Here is a 19918-nt window from a genome sequence, read left to right as displayed (position 1 = left end):
TGAAGTCGATCGCGAGTTCCGCACGAGCCGGAGAGCACTTAATGTGCTCTCCGTGCGAGTCAGGACTGTCCGAGCAGGCGACTTCATATGCCGCCGGGCGACCGGGGCGAACCCCTCCAAAGATTTTCAAAAAAGTTGTTGACGCGCGCGTAACGACTCGTCTAATATATCCCTTGCGCGATGGACCTGTAGCTCAGTTGGTTAGAGCGTCCGGCTGATAACCGGGAGGTCACAAGTTCGAATCTTGTCAGGTCCACCACTTTCTTTCGCAATAAACACCCCAGCGAGAGCCGAGTCGCCGCTGGGGTGTTTATTACTGTCTCCGTGGGGGTTTAGCTCAGCTGGGAGAGCGCGGGCTTTGCAAGCCTGAGGTCAGGGGTTCGATCCCCCTAACCTCCACCATGATGGACCTGTAGCTCAGTTGGTTAGAGCGTCCGGCTGATAACCGGGAGGTCACAAGTTCGAATCTTGTCAGGTCCACCATCAAAACTGTGAAGAGCCCTGGGGCGTTGCCTCGGGGCTTTTTTCTTACCTACTGAAAGTAGTCAAAAAAGCCCCGTCCCAAATTAACTACTTTGATTTTGTGTGCTGTGCGAAAGATTGGGTAGTATAGCTATTCAATGCGGCGGGCTGCCGCGTGTTAACCGCTACGTACCGGAGGTGTTCCATGGTTCGTGTCGACATAGAGACCATCGTCATGGCCGCCGGTCCCGTGCCATCGCTTATCGTGCTTCGTGAGCGCAGCAGCAAATCGGACTCGCCCGCGCCGCTGCGTTCCCTTTCCATTCAGACTGGTTCGTTTGAAGCTGCTGCCATCAGCCGCGGCATCGATAGCGGCCGCGCCGAGCGCCCGATCACCCATGACCTGTTGCTCGATACCGTTGACGCCCTGGGCGCCAAGCTCGAGCGCATCGAGATCGTTCGCGCCGAGCCGCCGGTGTTCTACGCGACGATCGTCGTACTGGCCGATGGCGAGGAGCGCAAGATCGACGCTCGTCCCAGTGATGCCATTGCCCTTGCCGTGCGCAGCAATGCTCCCATGTTTGTGGAGGACGACATCATGAATCGCCTGGGCACTGTTTCCACCCACGCCGAGGATGTCGACGACGAGCAGGAGTTCGAGAAGTTCGACGAGTTCGTCCATACGCTCTCCCCCGATGACTTCTAAATGCGGGGCGGCAGGGTTGCGGAGTGTTCGCTGATGGCCAGCGGTATGTCGGCTGAGGCGGCGGCCATTGCGCGCGAGGCCCAGATGCGCTCGGAGGCTTCTGAGGCGGCTCGCATTGCCTATGTGACGCAGGCCCGCACGCTTCGCGAGCGCCGCGGCTCGTTTATCAAGATGGTTGTCGTCTCCGCCCTTGTCGCGGCAATCTGCTCGCGCCTTCGTGGTACAGTTGGTGCGCTTGGGTTTTCGATTTCAACAGGCTTGGTAATCTGGGGCGTGGTCGATGCGGTCATGCTGACCAACCAGATCAAGGTACTCGACAAGCGCGCGATGGATATGATGCGCGCCCGTGACGCTGCCGCCAAGATCGCTGCCGAGGCACAGGAACTGTAACGACGCCAGACTCGATGGGAAGGTCTAAAGATGGCACAGGATATGCAGGACGCCGGTAACGTCTCCGCCGAGCTCGACGCCATGGTGTGCGATCTGATCGGCGCGTTCTTGGACGACCTTGCCGCCGGCGAGAATCCGGGCGTAGTTGTGGCGATCGAGGACGCTGCTTCCAACCGATATCTGGCGGCGCTCGACGAAGATGGCGAGGAGGCATGCCTCGAGGCTGCCACCAACTTTATCTCCGAGCACAAGATGGGTCTTAAGGACGAGGGGCTGGGCCGCATCGCCCGCTATGCCATCGGCTACACCGGTTGTGTCGAAATTGACGGCGGCTATCACGACGCCCTGCTCGTGAGTTTCTTCGAAACCACGCTCGAGAGCGGTTTTTCGGCATACGTGCTGTATGAGGGCATGGGTGCCGGCGATGGTTTTATGTGGAGCGACCCTGAACCTGCAGGTGAGGAAACCCCTCTCATCTAAAATCGCTAAAATAAACGAGTTTTCGGTAAAAGGCTCAATATTCCCGCCGAGCGTTGCATTGCTGGGTGGGTCGCATACGCGTGCCGCTTGTATATGGATAGAAGATAGGGGAACTACATGCGCGTAGACAATCTGAGGAACATCGCCATCATCGCCCACGTCGACCACGGCAAGACGACGATGGTTGACAAACTCCTGCGTGCCACGGACGCCTTCCGTGCCAACCAGCAGGTCGAGGATCGCGTCCTGGACTCTAACGACCAGGAGCGCGAGCGCGGCATCACGATTCTCGCCAAGAACATCTCTATCGAGTACAAGGACGTCAAGATCAACGTCATCGACACCCCGGGCCACGCCGACTTTGGCGGCGAGGTCGAGCGCGTGCTGCGTATGGCCGACGGCGCCCTGCTGCTGGTCGACGCCTTTGAGGGCCCCATGCCCCAGACCCGTTTCGTGCTGCGTCACGCTATCGACACCGGCCTCAAGATCATGATCGTCATCAACAAGATCGATCGTCCGGGCGCCAACCCCGAGAAGGCCTACAACGACTGCCTGGACCTCATGGCCGACTTGGGTGCCACCGACGACCAGCTCGAGTTCGCCATGGAGCACGTGGTCTACGCCAGCGCCATGAATGGCTTTGCCCGCCTTGACCCCAACAACGGCAACATGGACATGTACCCGCTGCTCGACATGATCATCGACGACATGCCCGCACCCGAGGTTGACGAGAACGCCCCGCTCGCCATGCAGTGCGTGACCATCGACCACTCCAACTTCGTCGGCCGTATCGGCATCGGCCGCGTGTACTCCGGCACCATCCACCAGGGCGACCAGATCCTGGTTGTCAAGAACGACGGCTCCAGCGCCACCGCTACCGTCAAACAGCTCTTTACCTTCGACTACCTGGGCCGCACCGAGTGCCAGGAAGTCGGCGCCGGCGACATCGCTGCCGTCGTGGGCATCGACCGCACCGATATCGGCGATGTCTACACCGATCCCGAGAACCCCGTCGAGCTCGAGCCCATCGAGATCGACCCGCCGACCCTGTCCATCGTCTTTGAGGCTTCGACCTCCCCGCTCGTCGGTCGCGACGGCGACATCGTGGGCGCCCGTCAGCTCAAGGAGCGCCTGTTCAACGAGGCCGAGAACAACGTAACCATGAAGATCGAGGAGCTCGAGGACAAGAGCGGCGTCGAGGTCTCGGGTCGCGGCATCCTGCACCTGTCCGTTCTGATGGAGTCCATGCGTCGCGAGGGCTTTGAGTTCCAGGTTGGCCGTCCTCGCGTTCTGTTTAAGAAGGACGAGAACGGCAACAAGATGGAGCCCGTCGAGCAGGCCGTCGTCGAGTGCCCGGACGAGTACTCGGGCAAGGTCGTTGAGGTCTTCGGTACCTCCGGCGGCATCATGACGAGCATGGATACCTCGGGCATCGTGACGCACCTTGAGTTTAAGATCCCGACCCGCGGCATCATGGGTCTTAAGAACCGCATCATGAACGTCACCCACGGCGAGGGCGTGTTCTACCACACCTTCCTGGAGTATGGTCCCTACGCCGGCGAGATCGGCAACCGTCAGAACGGCGCCATGATCTCCATGACCACCGAGAAGGCCGTTGCCTACGCCCTGGGCACGCTGCAGGAGCGCGGCCAGCTGTTTGTTGAGCCGGGCACCGAGTGCTACGAGGGCATGATCGTGGGCGAGCGCAGCAAGGCCGGCGACATGGTCGTCAACATCGCCCGTACCAAGAACCTGGGCAACCAGCGTTCCTCGACCTCCGATATCTCCGTTCAGCTGGTGCCGCCCCGCACCTTCTCGCTGGAGGAGGCGCTGGAGTACATCGCCGACGACGAGCTGGTCGAGATCACTCCTAAGAACATTCGCCTGCGCAAGCGTCTGCTCAACGCCACCGACCGCAAGAAGGCTGCCGTCCGCGCCGGTCAGGTCAACAAATAAGTGCTGGGTTTTATAGCTTTAATGAGAAAGGGCGTCGACCGCAATGGTCGGCGCCCTTTTTGGTGCATGGGGATTGAGGCGGCCTACGCCACCACAAAGGTGCCTGTCCCCTTTGTGGTGGTTGGTGGTTAGGCGGTGGGAAGGCCTGGCGTGTTAGCCGGCTGCTGCGGCTTGAGGTGGGCGTTGTGCCAAATGATTTGGATGACGTAGCCGAGCGTGAAGACGAAGGCTACGCCGCTGACAAAGCTGCCCATAAGAGGAAGTGCCGTGAGCGCGCCCGCGACGATACCGCCCGCGGCGGCCATGGCGAAGCGGTTTTGGTTGTGTCCGACCATGCGTGCGATCGCGGTACCCGTAAATGCCGCCGAGACCAAAGCGATGCCGATGATGCTGCACATGAGGGCTCCGGCGAGCGACAGGCCTGCAATCGAGATGATAAGCAGCAGGACGGCGGGAGCGATGGCGACCGTGCCCAGAAGGCCACTTACCCACAGTGGCATGGGATGCTGATGGAGCATGCCGGCGGCGCTGGCGGTTGCGCGCGGAAAGACAAGCTCAAGCAGGATAGCGACAAAGCAGGTGGAAAGCGCTGCGGCAACGATGCCGCCGATCATGTCGTTGACCGTAGAGGTGTTCTCGTTCTCGGTCCGGTCGATCTTGAGGGCTCCAACCTGGGCGCCCTCGGCCCGCTCGGGGTCCTGTGAGACGTGGGCGTTCACCGTGCCGGTGATGCGGGCGTTTTTACCCAGGATGAGCTTGTCGGCCCAGACTTCAACATTGCCATCGACGGTGCCGTCGATGGTAACGGTGTCGCCGGCAAGCGCCGCCGATTTGGCGGAGCCGCGCAGGGCGACCGTTTCGCCCGCCGCGTAAAAACAGTTGGCGGTGCTGCCGGTGTTGAGCACGACGTGCTGGCCGGCCACCGTGACGCTGCCATCGATTGCGGTTTTGGCGATATCGATGGTGCGTGCCGCCAGACGAACGGCGCCGCCTACGGTGCAATCGCGAATCGACAGGTTCTCACCAGCCGCGATAATATCGCGGCCGATGGAGGCGTCGTCTAGGTTGAGACTTTGGCCGGCCCAGTACAGGTCGCCTTCGATACCGGACGGAGTTGAGTCAACTTCGGTTGCGAGCATGTTTCCCGCGGTGTCGGTGCCGGCGAACGACACCGTGGGAAGTGCGGTGAGCGCGAGCGCAATCAGCGCGAATAGGATGGTGATGCGGGCCTGCGCTTTGTGGCGCCGGATCGACGGTACTTGGTTGCAAGGCATAGTGAATCCTTCGTTAGATACTCGACAGGTATCTAACAGGGTACCCACCGCGCGGGCGCTCTAAAAGAATCTCTCGGTTGCATTTCGAGGGGTTGTGCTGTGCTACCTACTTTTTACGGTGCAAAAAGCGCGCGATGTCTTCCTCGGTAGGGCTTTTAATGTCAAAGCGCAGTGATAGCCAGCGCAGCCCCATGGTCACCACAACGCATACGACCAGCGCGGCAACATTGCTCATGAGGCCGCTCATGACGAGGGCTACATAGCTTGCCGATCCGGCGATGGCCGCGATGGCATAGAAGTTGGTGCGTTGGAAAATGCCCGGGACCACGCCCATAAAGCCGTCGCGCAGCATGCCGCCGCCCACGGCGGTAAAGAAGCCCATCATGATACATACGGCGGGCGCAAATCCGTACACCAACGCCTTGTCCGCGCCGGTTGCTGCATAGATGCCGACCGAGATGATGTCGAGCAGGGGAATGAGTTTTTCGGGCTTATCGACGATTGCCGGGAAGATATAGATGATGGCGGCTGTGGCGATGGAAAGCGGTAGTGCCATGGGCTGGTTGAGGATGTAGACGTTGCCGACCTGGAGCGTCATATCGCGCAAAAGACCGCCGCCCAGACCGCAGACCACCGCGAGCGCGACCGCGCCCACCAGGTCGAGCTTGTGCTCGCGCGCAACCAGCACACCCGAGATCGATGCAGCGACAACAGCGAACATCTCGAGCCAAAATGGGATAGCGACCATGGCATCCGAGGCATGTGAGGTAACGGTTAAAGCGGCGACGACGGGCAAGATGGGGTCCTTTGAGTTGTAGGTTTGAACAATGCCCGTACATAGTACATGGTTGACGGGTCTGGCGACCCTATTGCTCGGCAAACGGTAGGGACTGGGCGCGGGCGTGGCGTTGCTGGAATGCCAGGGGTCCAAAACATGTACGTCAGCCTCCAAAGATGTTGAAAAATGTCGGTTTTGGAGGGTGATGTACATGTTTTGGCGCGGGGTGTGCGGGTCGACGTTACTCGGAGGGCGTCTCAATGTCCTTCATGCCCTTCCAGTTGCGGATAAGCGTCTTGCGCAGTTCGTTTTGCTTTCGCTGATACTCGGCATCAGTGCAGCGAGGCATACCGAGGGCTTCGCGAATGCTATTCATGGCACGGTGAAAGGCGAGCTGGTTCGCAAACTGTGCCGAGGTGAGCGTAACGATTCGATATCCCATTTGGGCGAGCGCGGCCTCTCGTTCCGCGTCCGCTCCCTTGCGTTCGACCTCGTCGTGGAAGCCGCCCTTATATTCGATGCCGAGTTCCTTGCGCTTATAGGTAATGAGGGCATCGATTTTGAGTGTTCGGGCTTTTGTGCAATGCCAGAGACGTTGAGGGATCTCGAGTGGTTGGTTGAGCTCGATACCTCGAATGCCAACGCCGCCTTCGCTCGCTGGGAGCGAAAGGGCAATTGCCGATGCAGTCTCCATGGGCGAGGCCGAGTGGTCGTAGATGTGTCTGAGCGCGAGACGTGCGCGCGTGGCGCCGGGTTTGCCAGGGTGCCGATCGAGTAGCTCGACAATTTCGTCCTTGGAGGTGGTTGCTGGTTGCTCGGTATAAGGGTCAGAGGGATTGGGGCCCATGCGATAGTTGCCGCAAACTTCGTAGCCATACTCGAGGTATTCGATCCTATCCATCCACTCGGCAGCGAGCACGAAGGTGAAGGCTTCATCGATGATAAAGATGCCGGGCGTAAGCTCGTCAATGTGGTTGTAGGGTAGGTTTTGGCCGAGAACATGGCAAGTGACACCGTTGGTGCGAATTCGCTCGAAAGCAAATACTACGGAGATGTCGATAGTCTTGAGCATATCGGGCGGAATGCCGCAGTCGGTGAGGGCCTGTCGTATGCGAGCGATGCGTTGCTGGGTGGAGAGGCCCCGCGCACCTATCTGGTAGTCGCGTTGTGCGACGGCTTGCACCAAGTCCCACGGAGCATGATGGACAAGCCACGCAGTTTTATGCGAAACGAGAACAGGGGTATCCATTGGGGGCCTCTCACTCTGAGTCGATACCCAACTCTTATGTCCGTTGAAGTGGGAAAATATACCGGATGCGAGTAAGTCGACTCGTGCACAGTGTGGGTCATATGCAAACGTGTACATCACCCTCCAAAAACGACATTTTTTGACATCTTTGGAGGGTGGTGTACACGTTTGAGATTTGGGCTGGAATCGACCGCGATGGGGACGTGGCTGAATAGGAGGGATGTCCAAATTTTGAGCTTTGCTCAAAATTTATCCGGTCGGCTTGCGCCGACCGCGCTGCGCTAAAAACGCGCCACTGGCGCGTTTTCTTTACGCTCCGCGCCCTGCCGGGTTCGAATCCCTCCTCCTGCGCGTAATTGAAATGTGCCCAAAAAGAAAAAAGCCCCATTGCTGGGGCTCATACCATCTAATGGCGGAGGAGGAGGGATTCGAACCCTCGTGACCTTATACAGGCCAAACGGTTTTCGAGACCGCCGCATTCAACCACTCTGCCACCCCTCCGCGTGGGGTAAAAACAAAGCAGGCTCGAAGGCCTGCTTTGGAATTAACTGGCGGAGAGTCAGGGATTTGAACCCTGGAGACGCTTTTGACGCCTACACGATTTCCAATCGTGCTCCTTCGGCCACTCGGACAACTCTCCGTTAAATGCGAAAGTCAGTATACACGAGGAATCGCAAAGTGCAAACAGAAAAGTTGGCATTTTTTAAAACGCCTTGGCCGCACTTGGCGCTGCAGCGGGGTTTGAGGTGCCGAAAACCGGCTCCCGACCAGCGTGGTTGATCAACTCAATTGTTCAAAAGGGGTATTCATGAGCGACTTGGCAATGAATTTAAAAATCTTTGGGTGGCGCTGTGGACCACTGGTATGCATTTCGCGACCGCAACCATGCGCCCACTGACCTGCGGCTTAACCTAGTTTGTCCCCACGGCACCGTATCTTGTCCACAGGTCCGTCAAGCATTTGGTCAGCATTTGGTTGGAAGACGCATGAAATGCCGTGTGAGTATGGGCATATGTGGAGGTCATGAGGTTGTAGCTGCATATTCTTGCGGCCTGGGAGGTTGAAAGATATTATTACCAAGTCTTTTCCTGCTTCAGGCGCACCTTCACGACCTGAAGCCACATTTGCCCAGAGGAGGTGACAATATGAAGGCTTATGAACTGCTGTTCTTTGTTGACCCGTCGCTCGACCCCGAGACTCGTCTCGCTGTTATGAAGCGTATCGATACCACGATCGCTGAGGGCGCTGGCAAGGTCGACTCCGTTGACGAGTGGGGCAAGCGCAAGCTCGCCTACGAGATCAACGACCTCACCGATGGTGACTACACCCTCATCAACTTCCACGCAGATCCTACCCAGATCGCCGAGCTTGATCGCGTCCTGCGCATCACCGACGCTGTGGTCCGCCACATGATCGTCCGTCGCGACGACCAGGAGTAAGACTGTCGTTTTGGACTGGGCTTGTGCCCCAAGAGGAAGTAGTGAGTTATGAGCATCAATCGAGTGAACATCACCGGTAACCTCACCCGCGATCCCGAGCTGCGCGCCACCGCCGGCGGAACCCAGGTTCTGTCCTTTGGCGTCGCCGTGAACGATCGTCGCCGCAACGCGCAGACTGGCGAGTGGGAGGACTATCCCAACTTTGTCGACTGCACCATGTTCGGCACCCGCGCCGAGGCCGTGAGCCGTTTCCTGGCAAAGGGAAACAAGGTCGCGATCGAGGGCAAGCTGCGCTACAGCTCTTGGGAGCGCGACGGCCAGCGCCGGAGCAAGCTTGAGGTCATCGTCGATGAGATCGAGTTTATGAGCTCCCGTGGTGGCCAGGGTGGCTACGACCAGGGCGGTTACGCCCCCGCAGCTCCCGCGCCCGCAGCACGTCCTGCCGCACCGGTGGCTACGCCGCCCGCGGTCGACGTCTACGATGAGGACATCCCGTTCTAAGGGTTGTTCACCTATTTTTGAGTGAGAGGCGGCTTCGGTTCGCCGAAGTTGCCAAACGAAAGGTATTTTGACATGGCTAATGATTTTTCTGCACGTCAGCCGCGTCGTAAGTACTGCCAGTTCTGCAAGGAGAACACTGAGTTCATCGACTATAAGGACACTCAGCTTCTCCGTAAGTACATGACCGACCGTGGCAAGATTAAGCCCCGTCGCGTCACTGGCGCTTGCACGCAGCATCAGCATGACATCGCCAACGCCATCAAGCGCGCCCGCGAGATGGCTCTCCTGCCGTACACCGTCCCCGTGGTTTCCTCTCGTGGCAACCGCGACCGCGGCTAAGAAGGGAGACGCATCATGAAGGTTATTCTTCTCGATGAGATCAAGGGCAAGGGCGGCGAGGGTGACGTCGTAGAGGTCGCTCAGGGTTACGCTGAGAACTTCCTGTTCCCCAAGAAGCTCGCTGTTGCCGCCACCAAGGGCAACCTCAAGCAGCTTGACGAGCGTCGCAACAACATCGCCAAGCGCGAGGCCGTCCGTCTGGCTACCGCCAACGAGACCAAGGCTGCCTTCGAGGGCAAGACGGTCACCGTTGACGTCAAGGTCGGCGACGAGGGCATCCTCTTTGGCTCCGTTACCGCCGCTATGATCGCTGACGCCATCAAGGCTCAGCTCGGTATGGACATCGATCGCAAGCGCGTCGAGCTCGGTAAGCCCATCAAGGTTGCCGGTGCCCACACCGTTGCCATCTCGCTGTACCGCGAGATCAAGGCCGAGGTTGTCGTTCTCGTCGGCGTTACCGCCGAGGAGCTCGCTGCCGAGGCTGAGGTCGAGGAGGCCGCTGAGGTCGCCGAGGCCGAGACCGCCGAGGTCGAGACTGAGGCTGCTGCCGAGTAGCATTTGCTGCAACGCAACAATCTTGTTCTAAGAAGGGCGCTCTGGGAAACCAGGGCGCCCTTTTGTTTTTTGCGCTGAGTGAGTGTCATGGTGAACGTTGCGTCGAAGTCCTATATACAGGACCGTTCATCCGTTTGGTTCGGTGATGATTGGCGGCGCGCGGCGCGTTTTGGGACCGTGGCTGATACTATGGATGCTCGCAAGCGATATGAATGAGGATGCTCATGGCATATGACGATAGGGAGACCGGGCTGACGGTTGAGGACCGCGGCTCCAAGTTGGGTCTTCCCCAAAACCAAGATGCAGAGGCCAATGTACTGGCCGCTATGCTGCTATCGCCCGAGGTGGTCGAAGAGGCCCAGGTCGAGCTGCAGCCCGATGACTTCTACCGGCCCATTCATAAGACCATCTATACCGCGATGGTCGATATGTACAACAGCCGCATTCCCATCGACTCCATCTCGCTGATCGATTACCTGCGAAGCATCAACAAGCTTGATGCCGTGGGCGGCGAGGCCTACATTTTGGAGTTGATGGGTCAGACCCTGTCGCTCGTCAACTGGCAGCACCATGCCGCTATCGTTCGCCGCGATTCGATGCTGCGTGAGCTGATCGGCGCCACCAACGAGATCAACGCGCTGGCCTATAACGCTCCCACCGATACCAAAGAGGTCGTGGAGCTGGCCGAGAGCAAGTTGCTCAAGGTCACGGCGCGCGAGGTCAAGTCGAGCTACAAGACGCTGACCGAGTTTATGGTCGAGGCCTATAACGAGGCCGAGGAAGTGTGCCAGGCAGGCGGCCAGGCTGCGGGCGTGCCCACGGGCTTCCCGTCGCTCGACCGCATGCTCATGGGTTTTCGCGAGGGCCAGCTCATCATCATCGGCGCCCGCCCTGCTGTGGGTAAGACGTCGTTCGCCCTGAATCTGGCGCTCAACGCTGCCGCGGCCGGTTATACCGTCGGCTTCTTCTCGCTGGAGATGTCGGGCAAGGAAATTGCCCAGCGTCTGATTTGCGCCTACGCCATGATTTCGATCAGTGACTTCCGCATGGGCCGCATTAGCCCCGAGCAGTGGGCCAATATCAACGAGGCCACGCAGACCTTGTCCAAGCTCGATATTCTGATTGACGATACGCCCGGCACCACAGTGACCGAGATTCGCGCCAAGAGCCGCCGCATGCTCCACAACAAGGAGAAGGCCATCATCATCCTGGACTACCTGCAGCTGGTGAGTCCTCCGCCGGGACGCCGCTCCGAGAGCCGTACCGTCGAGGTCTCCGAGATGTCGCGTGGTCTGAAGATCATGGCCAAGGAACTCAAGATCCCGCTCATCGCGCTGTCGCAGCTCTCGCGTCAGGTCGAATCCCGTACCGGCAAGCGCCCGCAGCTTTCCGACCTTCGTGAATCGGGCTCCATCGAGCAGGACGCCGATATCGTTATGTTCTTGGACCGCTCCGCCGACGAGGCCGAAGCCTCGCGCGACGATCGACCCGACGAGGGCGTTACGCGTATCGTCGTGGCCAAGAACCGTTCGGGCCCGATCGGCGACGTCGACCTGATGTTCCTGCCGGCATCCACCAAGTTCTATGAGCTTGATGGGGCACATGCCGAGGAGTAGGACAGGCGCCCGTTGCACGGGTATACTGGGAATGTTTTGTGCTTCTGCGTGCCGGCGTGGCGCGTAGACAGTCCATGAATGTAAGGAGTAAACATGCCGTCAACCGTTTTGGTCGGTGCCCAGTGGGGCGATGAGGGCAAGGGTAAGATCTGCGACCTGGTCGCCGGCGACTTCGATGCCGTCGTGCGCTACTCGGGCGGCAACAACGCCGGCCACACCATCGTCGTCAACGGCAAGAAGTACGGCCTGCACCAGGTGCCCTCCGGCATCATGTATTCCGACCATGTGTCGGTGATCGGTAACGGCTGCGTCGTCAACCCCAAGGTTGTCCTTGAGGAGATCGACATGTTCGAGGCCGACGGCATCACCACCAAGAACCTCAAGATTAGCGGCAACGCGCATGTCATCATGCCGTACCACATCGACCTGGATGGCGCCTTTGAGCAGAAGCTCGGCAAGAAGAACATCGGTACCACCAAGCGCGGTATCGGTCCGTGCTATCAGGACAAGATGGCCCGCATTGGCCTGCGCATGCAGGATATGCTGGACGAGGCGCTGTTCCGCGACAAGCTGGAGACCGCTCTCGCCCGCGTGAACCCCGAGCTTGAGCTCATCTACAACCTGCCCACCTACACCGTGGACCAGATTTGCGACGAGTACCTGCCCATGGCCGAGCGCCTGCGTCCCTACATCACCGAGACGAGCCTGCTGCTCAACAACATGATCGATGAGGGCAAGGACCTGCTGTTTGAGGGCGCCCAAGCGACGTTGCTCGACATCGACCACGGCACCTATCCGTACGTGACGTCTTCCAACTGCACCGCCGGCGGCGCCATCACCGGCTCCGGCGTGGGCATGAAGAACGTCGACCGCGTGCTGGGCGTCATGAAGGCCTATATCACCCGCGTCGGTTCGGGCCCCATGCCCACCGAGCTTTCCTATGAGTCCGAGGCCGGTCACACGCTGACCGAGGAGGGCTATGAGTACGGTGTGACCACCGGTCGCCGTCGTCGCTGCGGCTGGTTCGACGGCCCCATCGCCAACTACGCCTCACGCGTCAACGGCCTCACCGATATCGCCCTGACTAAGCTCGACGTGCTTTCGGCCTTCGACACCATCAAGGTGTGCGTGGCCTACGACGTCGATGGCGAGCGCTACACCAGCGTGCCCGAGCATCAGGTGCGCTTTGAGCATGCCAAGCCCATCTACGAGGAGCTCCCCGGCTGGAAGTGCGACATCACCGGTTGCCGCAGCTTTGATGAGCTGCCGCAGGAGGCTCAGGACTACGTGGCGTTTATCGAGGATCTGGCACACACCCGCGTGACGTTCATTGGCGTCGGCGCCGGTCGCGAGCAGATCATCAACCGATTCTGGAAGTAATCGGGACTATTTGGTTATTGCGATATACCCCTTTGCAGCCCAAGCGGGCGGCCGAGGGGTATATTTGCTTGCAAAGGGCTCGCGCGGAGCGGGCCATTCATCCATAGAGGAGGCACCCTTGAAGGCGGACACTCAAACCATCGACATCCTGTTGTTGGGCAGCGGCGGCCGTGAGCATGCTTTGGCAGCTAAGCTCGCAGCATCACCGCGCGCCGGCAAGCTCTACATCGCGCCGGGCAACGGCGGCACCGCGAGCTGCGGCGAGAACGTTGTTCTCGACGACTGCGATCCTGCGGCCGTGGCGGCGTTTGCGCAGAGCCACGGATGCGGACTCGTGGTAATTGGCCCCGAGGCTCCGCTCGTGGCGGGTGTGGCCGACGCCGTGCGCGCGGCGGGTATTCTCTGCTTTGGCCCGGGTGCCGAGGGCGCCCAGATGGAGGGCTCCAAGCTGTTCTCCAAGCAGCTCATGGAGCGCGCGGGCATTCCGACGGCAGCCTACGGCTCGTTTACCGACGAGGCTTCGGCTCTCGCCTACGTGCGCGAGCAGGGCGCCCCGCTGGTCGTCAAGGCCGACGGCCTTGCCGCGGGCAAGGGCGTCATCGTGGCGATCGAACTTGAGCAGGCCGAGGAGGCCGTGCGCGAGTGCTTTGGCGGCACCTTTGGCGATGCCGGCAATACCGTGGTTATCGAGGAGATGCTGACCGGCCCCGAGTGCTCGCTTTTGGCCTTTACCGACGGCAAGACCGTGCGCCCCATGGCCACCTCGCAGGACCACAAGCGCGCGCTCGAGGGCGACAAGGGTCCCAACACCGGCGGCATGGGCGTCTACAGCCCGGTGCCCATCGTGACCGACGAGGAGCACGCCACCATGGTGGCGGTCATGGAGCAGACCGTTGCCGAGCTTGCTGCCGAGGGCATCGACTACCGCGGCTGCCTGTATGGCGGCTTTATGCTCACCCCCGCCGGCCCCAAGGTGCTGGAGTTCAACGCCCGCTTTGGCGACCCCGAGACGCAGGTCGTGCTCCCGCGCCTTAAGAACGACCTGGTCGAGGTCATGCTGGCCTGCGCCAACTGCGAGCTCGATCAGATTGAGCTCGACTGGCGTGACGAGTGGGCCGTGGCCGTTGTCCTGACGAGTGCGGGTTATCCCGGCAGCTACGAGAAGGGCAAGGTCATCACCGGTATTGCCGATGCCGAGGCCATGGAGAACGTGACCGTGTACCACGCGGGCACTGCCGTGGTGGACGGCCAGCTCGTGACCAATGGTGGCCGCGTGCTTGCCGTGACCGCTCTGGGCGACACGTTCGAGAACGCTCGCAACCTTGCCTACGAGGCCTGCGAGAAGATTGATTTTGAGGGTAAGACCCTGCGCCACGACATCGGCCTGCGTGCGCTGCGCGGCCGCGACGCCTGGGATGCCTAAAATCCGAGAGGAATGAGACGGATGGACGAGAAGAACGAAGAGCTCGTGGACGCACAGATCGTCGAGGAGGACAGCCGCATGTATGGGCACGCCGAGGGCGAACCTGGTGGCGAGGTCGCTGACGAGCCGGCGCTGGTGCTGGGCGACGACGACCCGCACGATGCCGAGCTGCACGAGAAGATTCTTTCGGAGGAGTGCGCCTGGAAGGGCAAGATCCTCGACGTCCACCGTCTTGAGGTTGAGCTGCCTAACGGTCGCCGCAGCGCCCGCGATATCGTTCGCCATCCGGGTGCGGCGGCCGTTGTGGCGCTGACCGAGAGCGGCAAGATTGTGCTGGTGCGTCAGTACCGCACCGCCATCGACCGTGTGACGGTCGAGATTCCCGCCGGCAAGCTCGATCCAGGCGAGGACCCGCTCGATTGCGCCAAACGCGAGCTGCATGAGGAGACGGGCTTTAGGGCTGGTCGCATTCGCTTTTTGACGTCGATTGTCACGTCCTGTGGTTTTTGCGACGAGATCATTCACATCTACTTGGCTACCAAGCTGGAGTTTGATGCGCCCAACCCCGATGATGACGAGTTTGTCAACGTGGACCTGGTGCCACTGCACGAGTTGATCGACGCCGTACTCGACGGCAAGATCGAAGACGCCAAGACCGTCGTGGGCGCCTTGGCCTGCGATAGCATCGCGCATCGCCTTGGGGGCGCGGAGCTCTAGGTTACGCGGTTTTACCAAACCGCGTAACGAGTCGACGCTGCAAACGCCCCTAAGCGGCAATCTGCCTTTCAATCGTCGCTCGCGTACCGAAGTACGCGTCGCTCCTCTTTCAAGGCACCTTGCTCGCTTAGGGACGTTTTCGCTGACGCTGCCAGAACATCGGCGTTATGCTTGTTGGGACGCTTTGTTTTCAGCCTGACCGGTTCAACCGGATTTCTCACGCTATTTATTTCTCTTCGAGGATTGCATGTTTAAAAGGTTTCTCTCGTATTACGAGCCCCAGATGGGGCTTTTTGTTGCCGATACTGTTTGCGCTCTGGTGCTTGCTGCCATTGACCTTGCGTTTCCTATTATTCTGCGCAATCTGACCGGCGGGTTGTTTACCCAGGGTCAGGCTGCCATTATGCAGGCGCTCGGTATGATCGCGGTGGGTTTGGTGCTGATGTATATCATCCGTTGCGCCTGCCGCTATTTTGTGAGCTATTGGGGTCACGTGATGGGCGCGCGTATGGAGTCCAAGATGCGCGAGGACCTGTTTGACCAGTATGAGCGCTTTAGCTTTGCGTACTTTGACCGCAACAGCTCGGGCGACATGATGAGCCGCGTGGTCAACGACCTGTTCGATATCTGCGAGGCGGCGCACCACGTGCCCGAGTGGATCATCATCTGCGGCATCGAGATTATCGGCTCGTTTGTGATCCTCTTTACCATCGCCCCGGTGCTGGCGCTCGCCATGGCCGTGGTGACGGCGGCGTTTGCGGTCATCATGTTTTGGCAGAACATGCGCATGCGCGAGGTCTTTAGCGACAACCGCAAAAAGATCAGCGGCATCAATGCGCAGCTGCAGGATTCGCTGGCGGGCATGCGCGTGGTCAAGAGTTTTGCCAATGAGGAGACCGAACGCTTCAAGTTCCGCGCCTCCAACAATCGCTATCTTTCGTCCAAGGAGAACATGTATCACGCCATGGGCGTCTATACCGCGACGTATGGCCTGCTCTCGGGTGTGCTCTATGTGATCGTGGTGCTGCTGGGCGGCTGGCTGGTCGCCCAGGGACAGCTGCAGGCGGTCGATATGGCGACCTTTGCACTCTATATTTCGCTGTTCTGCACGCCGCTCGAGACACTCGTCAATTCGGCCGAAACGTATCAGAAGGCCATCGCCGGCTTTAAGCGCATGGACGAGGTGCTCTCGACCGCGCCGGATATCCAGGACAAGCCGGGCGCTACGGATCTGCAGGTGACTGCCGGCGCCGTGGAGTATCACGACGTGTGCTTTAACTACGAGGACGTTGAGCTGGGCGAGGGCGATGCCGAAGAGCGTCCCGTTATCGACCATATGAATCTGTCCATCAAGCCCGGGCAGACCATCGCTTTGGTTGGCCCTTCGGGCGGCGGCAAGTCCACGACCTGTTCGCTGCTGCCGCGCTTTTATGACGTGGCTGCCGGATCCATTAGCATCGACGGCCAGGACGTGCGTGATGTGACGCAGCAGAGCCTGCGTCGCGCCATCGGCCTGGTGCAGCAGGATGTCTATCTGTTTGACGGCACGATTGGCGAGAACATCGCCTACGGCAAGCCGGGCGCTACGGCAGGAGAGATCGCCGAGGCCGCCCGTCGCGCCAACATCGATGCCTTTATCGAGTCGCTTCCACAGGGTTATGACACGGTCGTGGGCGAGCGTGGCAGCCGTCTTTCGGGCGGACAGAAGCAACGCGTTGCCATTGCGCGCGTGTTTCTCAAGAACCCCAAGATCCTGATTTTGGACGAGGCGACGAGTGCTTTGGATAACGAGAGCGAGGAGGCGGTGCAGGAGTCACTCGAGGAGCTGGCACGCGGCCGTACCACAATCATCATCGCCCACCGTCTTTCGACCATTAAGCACGCCGATGAGATTGCGACCGTTGAGCATGGTCGCGTTGTGGAGCGTGGCACGCACGAGGAGCTTCTCGCCCGTGGCGGCACTTATGCCCGTTACTATCGAATGCAGTTCGAAGGTGCGCGTGCGCACGAGCTCGACTGATTGATATGACAGGAAGTTTATGGCTGACAAGAACCCTTTGACTCCGGAAGAAGTGACGGAGTTATTCTCCGAAATCGATGCATCCGGCGTCTTGGATCCTACGCTCGCCAAAAAGCGAACCGAGCGCATGCGTGAGAAGGAGGCTGCGGCCAAGCGCGGTGACAAAGCGGCGCTAGCGCAGCTGCGCAGCGAGGACCGCGCGAGCCAGGCAAAACATATCGACCCGCTGTCCGAGGACGATCCTTCGGGCTCGCAGGTGAGCCATACCATTACGAAGACCGCGATGGCCGTGGTCATCGGTATTCTGGTGCTGATCGTGGGCATGCAGATCGGCTACGGCGTGATGCGCCGTCTGAATACCGCCAACCTGTCCGAGAGCGTTTCGGTGGATACCGTCTCGACCGCGCTCAAGGGTGGACTCGAATGGGGCAACGGCTTTACGCAGTTCCCGCTCGATTTTTCTGTCGACGAGGCCGATGAGCGCACGGGCACGGTTGAGGTGACGGTGTTGGACACGTCGTCTGCCAATGAGCTCGAGCTGCTGTCCAACGGGCAGATCCAGGCCGCGGCGCTTGCGACCAACGCCCTGCTCAACGACAAAATTGACCGCGTGGTGTATAACGTTCACGCCTATATCGACGAGGATAGCAACATTCAGCACGATTCCTTCTTTGGCATGTTTCCCGCCCAGGGCCACCAGAGCGCCATCCTGACGTTCGTGTGGACCAAGAGCTCATCCAACGCTACGAGTATCGACTGGAAGATGCGCATCGTGAGTATGGATGACACTATCGCCGAGCGCATTCAGAAGCAGGTGAACTCGGTGTCGTCGTTGATTGAGGACCCGGTGGTGAGCCAGACCAAGATTGACGAGGAAAAGGCCGAACGTGACCTGGAGCATCGTCTGCATGGCCGCGAGATTTTCCGCGGCGGCAAGCCCGACCGAACGCCGTCCGAACTGCTGGAGTAGGACAAGAAAAAATAAGAGGCCATTATCCCGCGTGAGCCACAAGCCCACGCGGGATAATTTTTCTGGGACGGGGATTAAATAATCATTATGCATAGAAAGTCATAATTATCATTTCGTAAACATTTCGATGAAATTAACGCCATGAGGCATGCTTGCGGTTACAATACCGCGAGGCCTAACTACACACCTTTAAGCCGGTCCTGTGAGACCGGGAAGGAGAATTATGGCGAACAACCATACCGCGGGCGCTGCCGCCCGCACCTTCGCGCCCAGCGAGCTTTGCCAGCGTATGCTGGCCAAAACCAGCAAGGGCACCTGCGGTCCCTGCATCCTGTATCTCGAGGATGGGACCATTTTTTATGGACGTGCATGCGGCGCCAAGGGCACCGCGACCGGCGAAGTCTGCTTCAACACCTCGCTCGAGGGCTACTTTGAGGTCATGACCGACCCGAGTTATGCCGGCCAAATCGTAACCATGACCTATCCGCAGATCGGCAATTACGGTATCGACGAGACCGATGTCCAGTCGGCCTTCCCCGGCGACGCCGTGCGCCCTGCGAGCGCTCCGGCTATGCGCGGCATGATCGTTCGCGACATGTGCGCCACGCCTTCTAACTGGCGCTCGGCCGTCAGCGTGCCGGAGTACCTGCGCGCTCACGGCATCGTCGCTATCGAGGGTGTCGACACCCGCGCTCTGGTGCGCCATCTGCGCGACAATGGTTCCAAGATGGGCATTATCTCGACCGAGATCTTCGACGTCGACGAGCTTGCCGAGCGTCTGGCCGCAGCGCCCACGCTGGTAGGCGAGAACCTGGTCAAGACCGTAAGTTGCCCCGCGCCTCACGAGTTTGCGGCCGCCGACCTGCCTGCCACGCATGACTTTGCGCTTGCGGCTGCCGCTCCTGCCCGTCACAAAGTGGTCGCCTACGACTGCGGTGTGAAGCGCGGCATTCTGGAGGGGCTGGTCCGCGCCGGCTGCGACCTTACCGTCGTGCCGTGGGATACGCTCGCGAGTGAGGTGCTCGACATGAATCCCGATGGCGTCTTTTTATCCAACGGCCCCGGCGACCCCGATGCCGTGGTGGAGACCTACGAGCAGGTGCAGCAGCTGATCGGCAAGGTGCCGGTCTTTGGCATTTGCCTTGGTCACCAGATGATCAGCCTGGCCTGCGGCGCCCAAATGGAAAAGCTTAAATTCGGTCACCGTGGCGGTAACCAGCCGGTCATGAACCTGGTGAGCCGTCGCGTGGAGATCACCGCGCAAAACCACGGCTTTGGCCTGCTGTTCCCCAGTCTGGGCAAACTGATTCCGGAGCTTTCCGGCGGCGAAACCGAGCATGCGGCCGATGGCGACCTGCGCGCCTGGGTGCGTCGCGGCATCGCGCCGGTCGTGATGAACGAGCGCTTTGGTCGCATTCGCCTGACACATGTGAACCTCAACGACGGCACCGCCGAGGGCATCCAGCTGCTCGACGCCCCGTGTTTCTCGGTCCAGTACCACCCCGAGGCCTCGCCCGGCCCCACCGATGCCCACTATCTCTTTACCGCCTTTACGCGACTCATGGACGGCGAGGAGAACTACCTGGACATCGACACCGCGAAGGACCGCCTCGCCGGCTGGAATTTCGCCGAGTCCGAGAACGCTGCGACCGAGGAGAACTAA

At 59.9% G+C, this 19918-nt stretch carries 18 protein-coding genes and 5 tRNA genes; 18 read left to right on the top strand and 5 right to left on the bottom strand.

Features of this window, described 5'->3' with window-relative positions:
- The first annotated feature begins 182 nt into the window (after positions 1-182).
- The 7 genes from DW892_RS05960 (at position 183) to typA (ending at position 3994) form a co-directional block, all read left to right on the top strand.
- Positions 183-259: transfer RNA gene (locus tag DW892_RS05960), tRNA-Ile, on the top strand.
- 67 nt (positions 260-326) lie between these two features.
- A tRNA-Ala gene (locus DW892_RS05955) sits at positions 327-402 on the top strand.
- Positions 403-406: 4 nt separating this feature from the next.
- Positions 407-483: transfer RNA gene (locus DW892_RS05950), tRNA-Ile, on the top strand.
- Positions 484-667: 184 nt separating this feature from the next.
- Positions 668-1168, top strand: a complete 501-nt coding sequence (locus DW892_RS05945; RefSeq protein WP_117756926.1) for a bifunctional nuclease family protein — start codon at positions 668-670, stop codon at positions 1166-1168.
- Between the two features lie 33 nt (positions 1169-1201).
- Complete coding sequence (locus DW892_RS05940; RefSeq protein ID WP_117756927.1) at positions 1202-1558, top strand: hypothetical protein; 357 nt, start codon at positions 1202-1204, stop codon at positions 1556-1558.
- A gap of 30 nt (positions 1559-1588) precedes the next feature.
- Positions 1589-2038 (top strand): hypothetical protein, encoded by a 450-nt coding sequence (locus DW892_RS05935; protein WP_089572580.1) that lies wholly within the window; start codon positions 1589-1591, stop codon positions 2036-2038.
- Positions 2039-2155: 117 nt separating this feature from the next.
- Entirely contained in the window at positions 2156-3994 is a 1839-nt protein-coding gene (typA, locus tag DW892_RS05930; protein WP_117766349.1) for a translational GTPase TypA, read from the top strand.
- A 128-nt stretch (positions 3995-4122) separates the two neighbouring features.
- On the opposite strand, the gene DW892_RS05925 is transcribed toward typA, so the two are convergent.
- The 5 genes from DW892_RS05925 to DW892_RS05905 all read right to left on the bottom strand — a co-directional run bounded on the left by DW892_RS05925 (position 4123) and on the right by DW892_RS05905 (position 7935).
- Complete coding sequence (locus DW892_RS05925; RefSeq protein ID WP_117766347.1) at positions 4123-5268, bottom strand: polymer-forming cytoskeletal protein; 1146 nt, start codon at positions 5266-5268, stop codon at positions 4123-4125.
- Between the two features lie 106 nt (positions 5269-5374).
- The gene (locus DW892_RS05920) at positions 5375-6064 is read right to left on the bottom strand and encodes a trimeric intracellular cation channel family protein (RefSeq protein ID WP_233546847.1); all 690 of its coding nucleotides are present in this window, start codon (positions 6062-6064) and stop codon (positions 5375-5377) included.
- Positions 6065-6287: 223 nt separating this feature from the next.
- The gene (locus DW892_RS05915) at positions 6288-7295 is read right to left on the bottom strand and encodes a hypothetical protein (RefSeq protein ID WP_117766343.1); all 1008 of its coding nucleotides are present in this window, start codon (positions 7293-7295) and stop codon (positions 6288-6290) included.
- A 410-nt stretch (positions 7296-7705) separates the two neighbouring features.
- Positions 7706-7796, bottom strand: a tRNA-Ser gene (locus tag DW892_RS05910).
- Positions 7797-7844: 48 nt separating this feature from the next.
- Positions 7845-7935 (bottom strand) — tRNA-Ser (locus DW892_RS05905).
- Between the two features lie 505 nt (positions 7936-8440).
- Between DW892_RS05905 and rpsF the strand changes: the two genes are divergently transcribed.
- The 11 genes from rpsF (at position 8441) to carA (ending at position 19918) form a co-directional block, all read left to right on the top strand.
- The gene (rpsF, locus tag DW892_RS05900) at positions 8441-8734 is read left to right on the top strand and encodes a 30S ribosomal protein S6 (RefSeq protein WP_006235831.1); all 294 of its coding nucleotides are present in this window, start codon (positions 8441-8443) and stop codon (positions 8732-8734) included.
- Between the two features lie 48 nt (positions 8735-8782).
- Positions 8783-9235 carry a single-stranded DNA-binding protein gene (locus DW892_RS05895; RefSeq protein WP_006235830.1) on the top strand — a complete coding sequence of 151 codons (453 nt, stop codon included), beginning with the start codon at positions 8783-8785 and terminating at the stop codon, positions 9233-9235.
- Positions 9236-9307: 72 nt separating this feature from the next.
- Positions 9308-9574: a 30S ribosomal protein S18 gene (gene rpsR, locus DW892_RS05890; RefSeq protein WP_006235829.1), complete on the top strand. Its 267-nt coding sequence runs from the start codon at positions 9308-9310 to the stop codon at positions 9572-9574.
- A gap of 15 nt (positions 9575-9589) precedes the next feature.
- Positions 9590-10129, top strand: a complete 540-nt coding sequence (rplI, locus tag DW892_RS05885) for a 50S ribosomal protein L9 (RefSeq protein ID WP_022094073.1) — start codon at positions 9590-9592, stop codon at positions 10127-10129.
- Positions 10130-10347: 218 nt separating this feature from the next.
- On the top strand, positions 10348-11745 hold the full coding sequence (gene dnaB, locus DW892_RS05880) for a replicative DNA helicase (protein ID WP_006235827.1): 1398 nt from the start codon (positions 10348-10350) through the stop codon (positions 11743-11745).
- Positions 11746-11838: 93 nt separating this feature from the next.
- Positions 11839-13125 carry an adenylosuccinate synthase gene (locus DW892_RS05875; protein WP_055251352.1) on the top strand — a complete coding sequence of 429 codons (1287 nt, stop codon included), beginning with the start codon at positions 11839-11841 and terminating at the stop codon, positions 13123-13125.
- Positions 13126-13243: 118 nt separating this feature from the next.
- Positions 13244-14548, top strand: coding sequence for a phosphoribosylamine--glycine ligase (purD, locus tag DW892_RS05870; protein WP_117756931.1), 1305 nt, complete (start codon positions 13244-13246; stop codon positions 14546-14548).
- Positions 14549-14569: 21 nt separating this feature from the next.
- Complete coding sequence (locus tag DW892_RS05865; protein ID WP_172622467.1) at positions 14570-15265, top strand: NUDIX domain-containing protein; 696 nt, start codon at positions 14570-14572, stop codon at positions 15263-15265.
- Between the two features lie 247 nt (positions 15266-15512).
- Positions 15513-17285: an ABC transporter ATP-binding protein gene (locus DW892_RS05860; protein ID WP_117766341.1), complete on the top strand. Its 1773-nt coding sequence runs from the start codon at positions 15513-15515 to the stop codon at positions 17283-17285.
- Between the two features lie 19 nt (positions 17286-17304).
- Positions 17305-18255, top strand: a complete 951-nt coding sequence (locus tag DW892_RS05855) for a hypothetical protein (protein ID WP_117766339.1) — start codon at positions 17305-17307, stop codon at positions 18253-18255.
- Positions 18256-18478: 223 nt separating this feature from the next.
- Positions 18479-19918 carry a glutamine-hydrolyzing carbamoyl-phosphate synthase small subunit gene (carA, locus tag DW892_RS05850; RefSeq protein WP_117766337.1) on the top strand — a complete coding sequence of 480 codons (1440 nt, stop codon included), beginning with the start codon at positions 18479-18481 and terminating at the stop codon, positions 19916-19918.

Source organism: Collinsella sp. AM40-7AC (assembly GCF_003468125.1).
GTDB classification, from domain to species: Bacteria; Actinomycetota; Coriobacteriia; order Coriobacteriales; family Coriobacteriaceae; genus Collinsella; species Collinsella aerofaciens_O.
Note: the sequence above shows the minus strand (reverse complement) of the source record. Positions and strands in the feature narration are given on the sequence as shown.

What these genes read in the sequence shown, in the direction of transcription:
- DW892_RS05945 (WP_117756926.1), top strand. Translation starts at nt 668, where the DNA reads ATGGTTCGTGTCGACATAGAGACCATCGTCATGGCCGCCGGTCCCGTG.
- DW892_RS05940 (WP_117756927.1), top strand. Translation starts at nt 1,202, where the DNA reads ATGGCCAGCGGTATGTCGGCTGAGGCGGCGGCCATTGCGCGCGAGGCC.
- DW892_RS05935 (WP_089572580.1), top strand. Translation starts at nt 1,589, where the DNA reads ATGGCACAGGATATGCAGGACGCCGGTAACGTCTCCGCCGAGCTCGAC.
- typA (WP_117766349.1), top strand. Translation starts at nt 2,156, where the DNA reads ATGCGCGTAGACAATCTGAGGAACATCGCCATCATCGCCCACGTCGAC.
- DW892_RS05925 (WP_117766347.1), bottom strand. Translation starts at nt 5,268, where the DNA reads ATGCCTTGCAACCAAGTACCGTCGATCCGGCGCCACAAAGCGCAGGCC.
- DW892_RS05915 (WP_117766343.1), bottom strand. Translation starts at nt 7,295, where the DNA reads ATGGATACCCCTGTTCTCGTTTCGCATAAAACTGCGTGGCTTGTCCAT.
- rpsF (WP_006235831.1), top strand. Translation starts at nt 8,441, where the DNA reads ATGAAGGCTTATGAACTGCTGTTCTTTGTTGACCCGTCGCTCGACCCC.
- DW892_RS05895 (WP_006235830.1), top strand. Translation starts at nt 8,783, where the DNA reads ATGAGCATCAATCGAGTGAACATCACCGGTAACCTCACCCGCGATCCC.
- rpsR (WP_006235829.1), top strand. Translation starts at nt 9,308, where the DNA reads ATGGCTAATGATTTTTCTGCACGTCAGCCGCGTCGTAAGTACTGCCAG.
- rplI (WP_022094073.1), top strand. Translation starts at nt 9,590, where the DNA reads ATGAAGGTTATTCTTCTCGATGAGATCAAGGGCAAGGGCGGCGAGGGT.
- dnaB (WP_006235827.1), top strand. Translation starts at nt 10,348, where the DNA reads ATGCTCATGGCATATGACGATAGGGAGACCGGGCTGACGGTTGAGGAC.
- DW892_RS05875 (WP_055251352.1), top strand. Translation starts at nt 11,839, where the DNA reads ATGCCGTCAACCGTTTTGGTCGGTGCCCAGTGGGGCGATGAGGGCAAG.
- DW892_RS05865 (WP_172622467.1), top strand. Translation starts at nt 14,570, where the DNA reads ATGGACGAGAAGAACGAAGAGCTCGTGGACGCACAGATCGTCGAGGAG.
- DW892_RS05860 (WP_117766341.1), top strand. Translation starts at nt 15,513, where the DNA reads ATGTTTAAAAGGTTTCTCTCGTATTACGAGCCCCAGATGGGGCTTTTT.
- DW892_RS05855 (WP_117766339.1), top strand. Translation starts at nt 17,305, where the DNA reads ATGGCTGACAAGAACCCTTTGACTCCGGAAGAAGTGACGGAGTTATTC.
- carA (WP_117766337.1), top strand. Translation starts at nt 18,479, where the DNA reads ATGGCGAACAACCATACCGCGGGCGCTGCCGCCCGCACCTTCGCGCCC.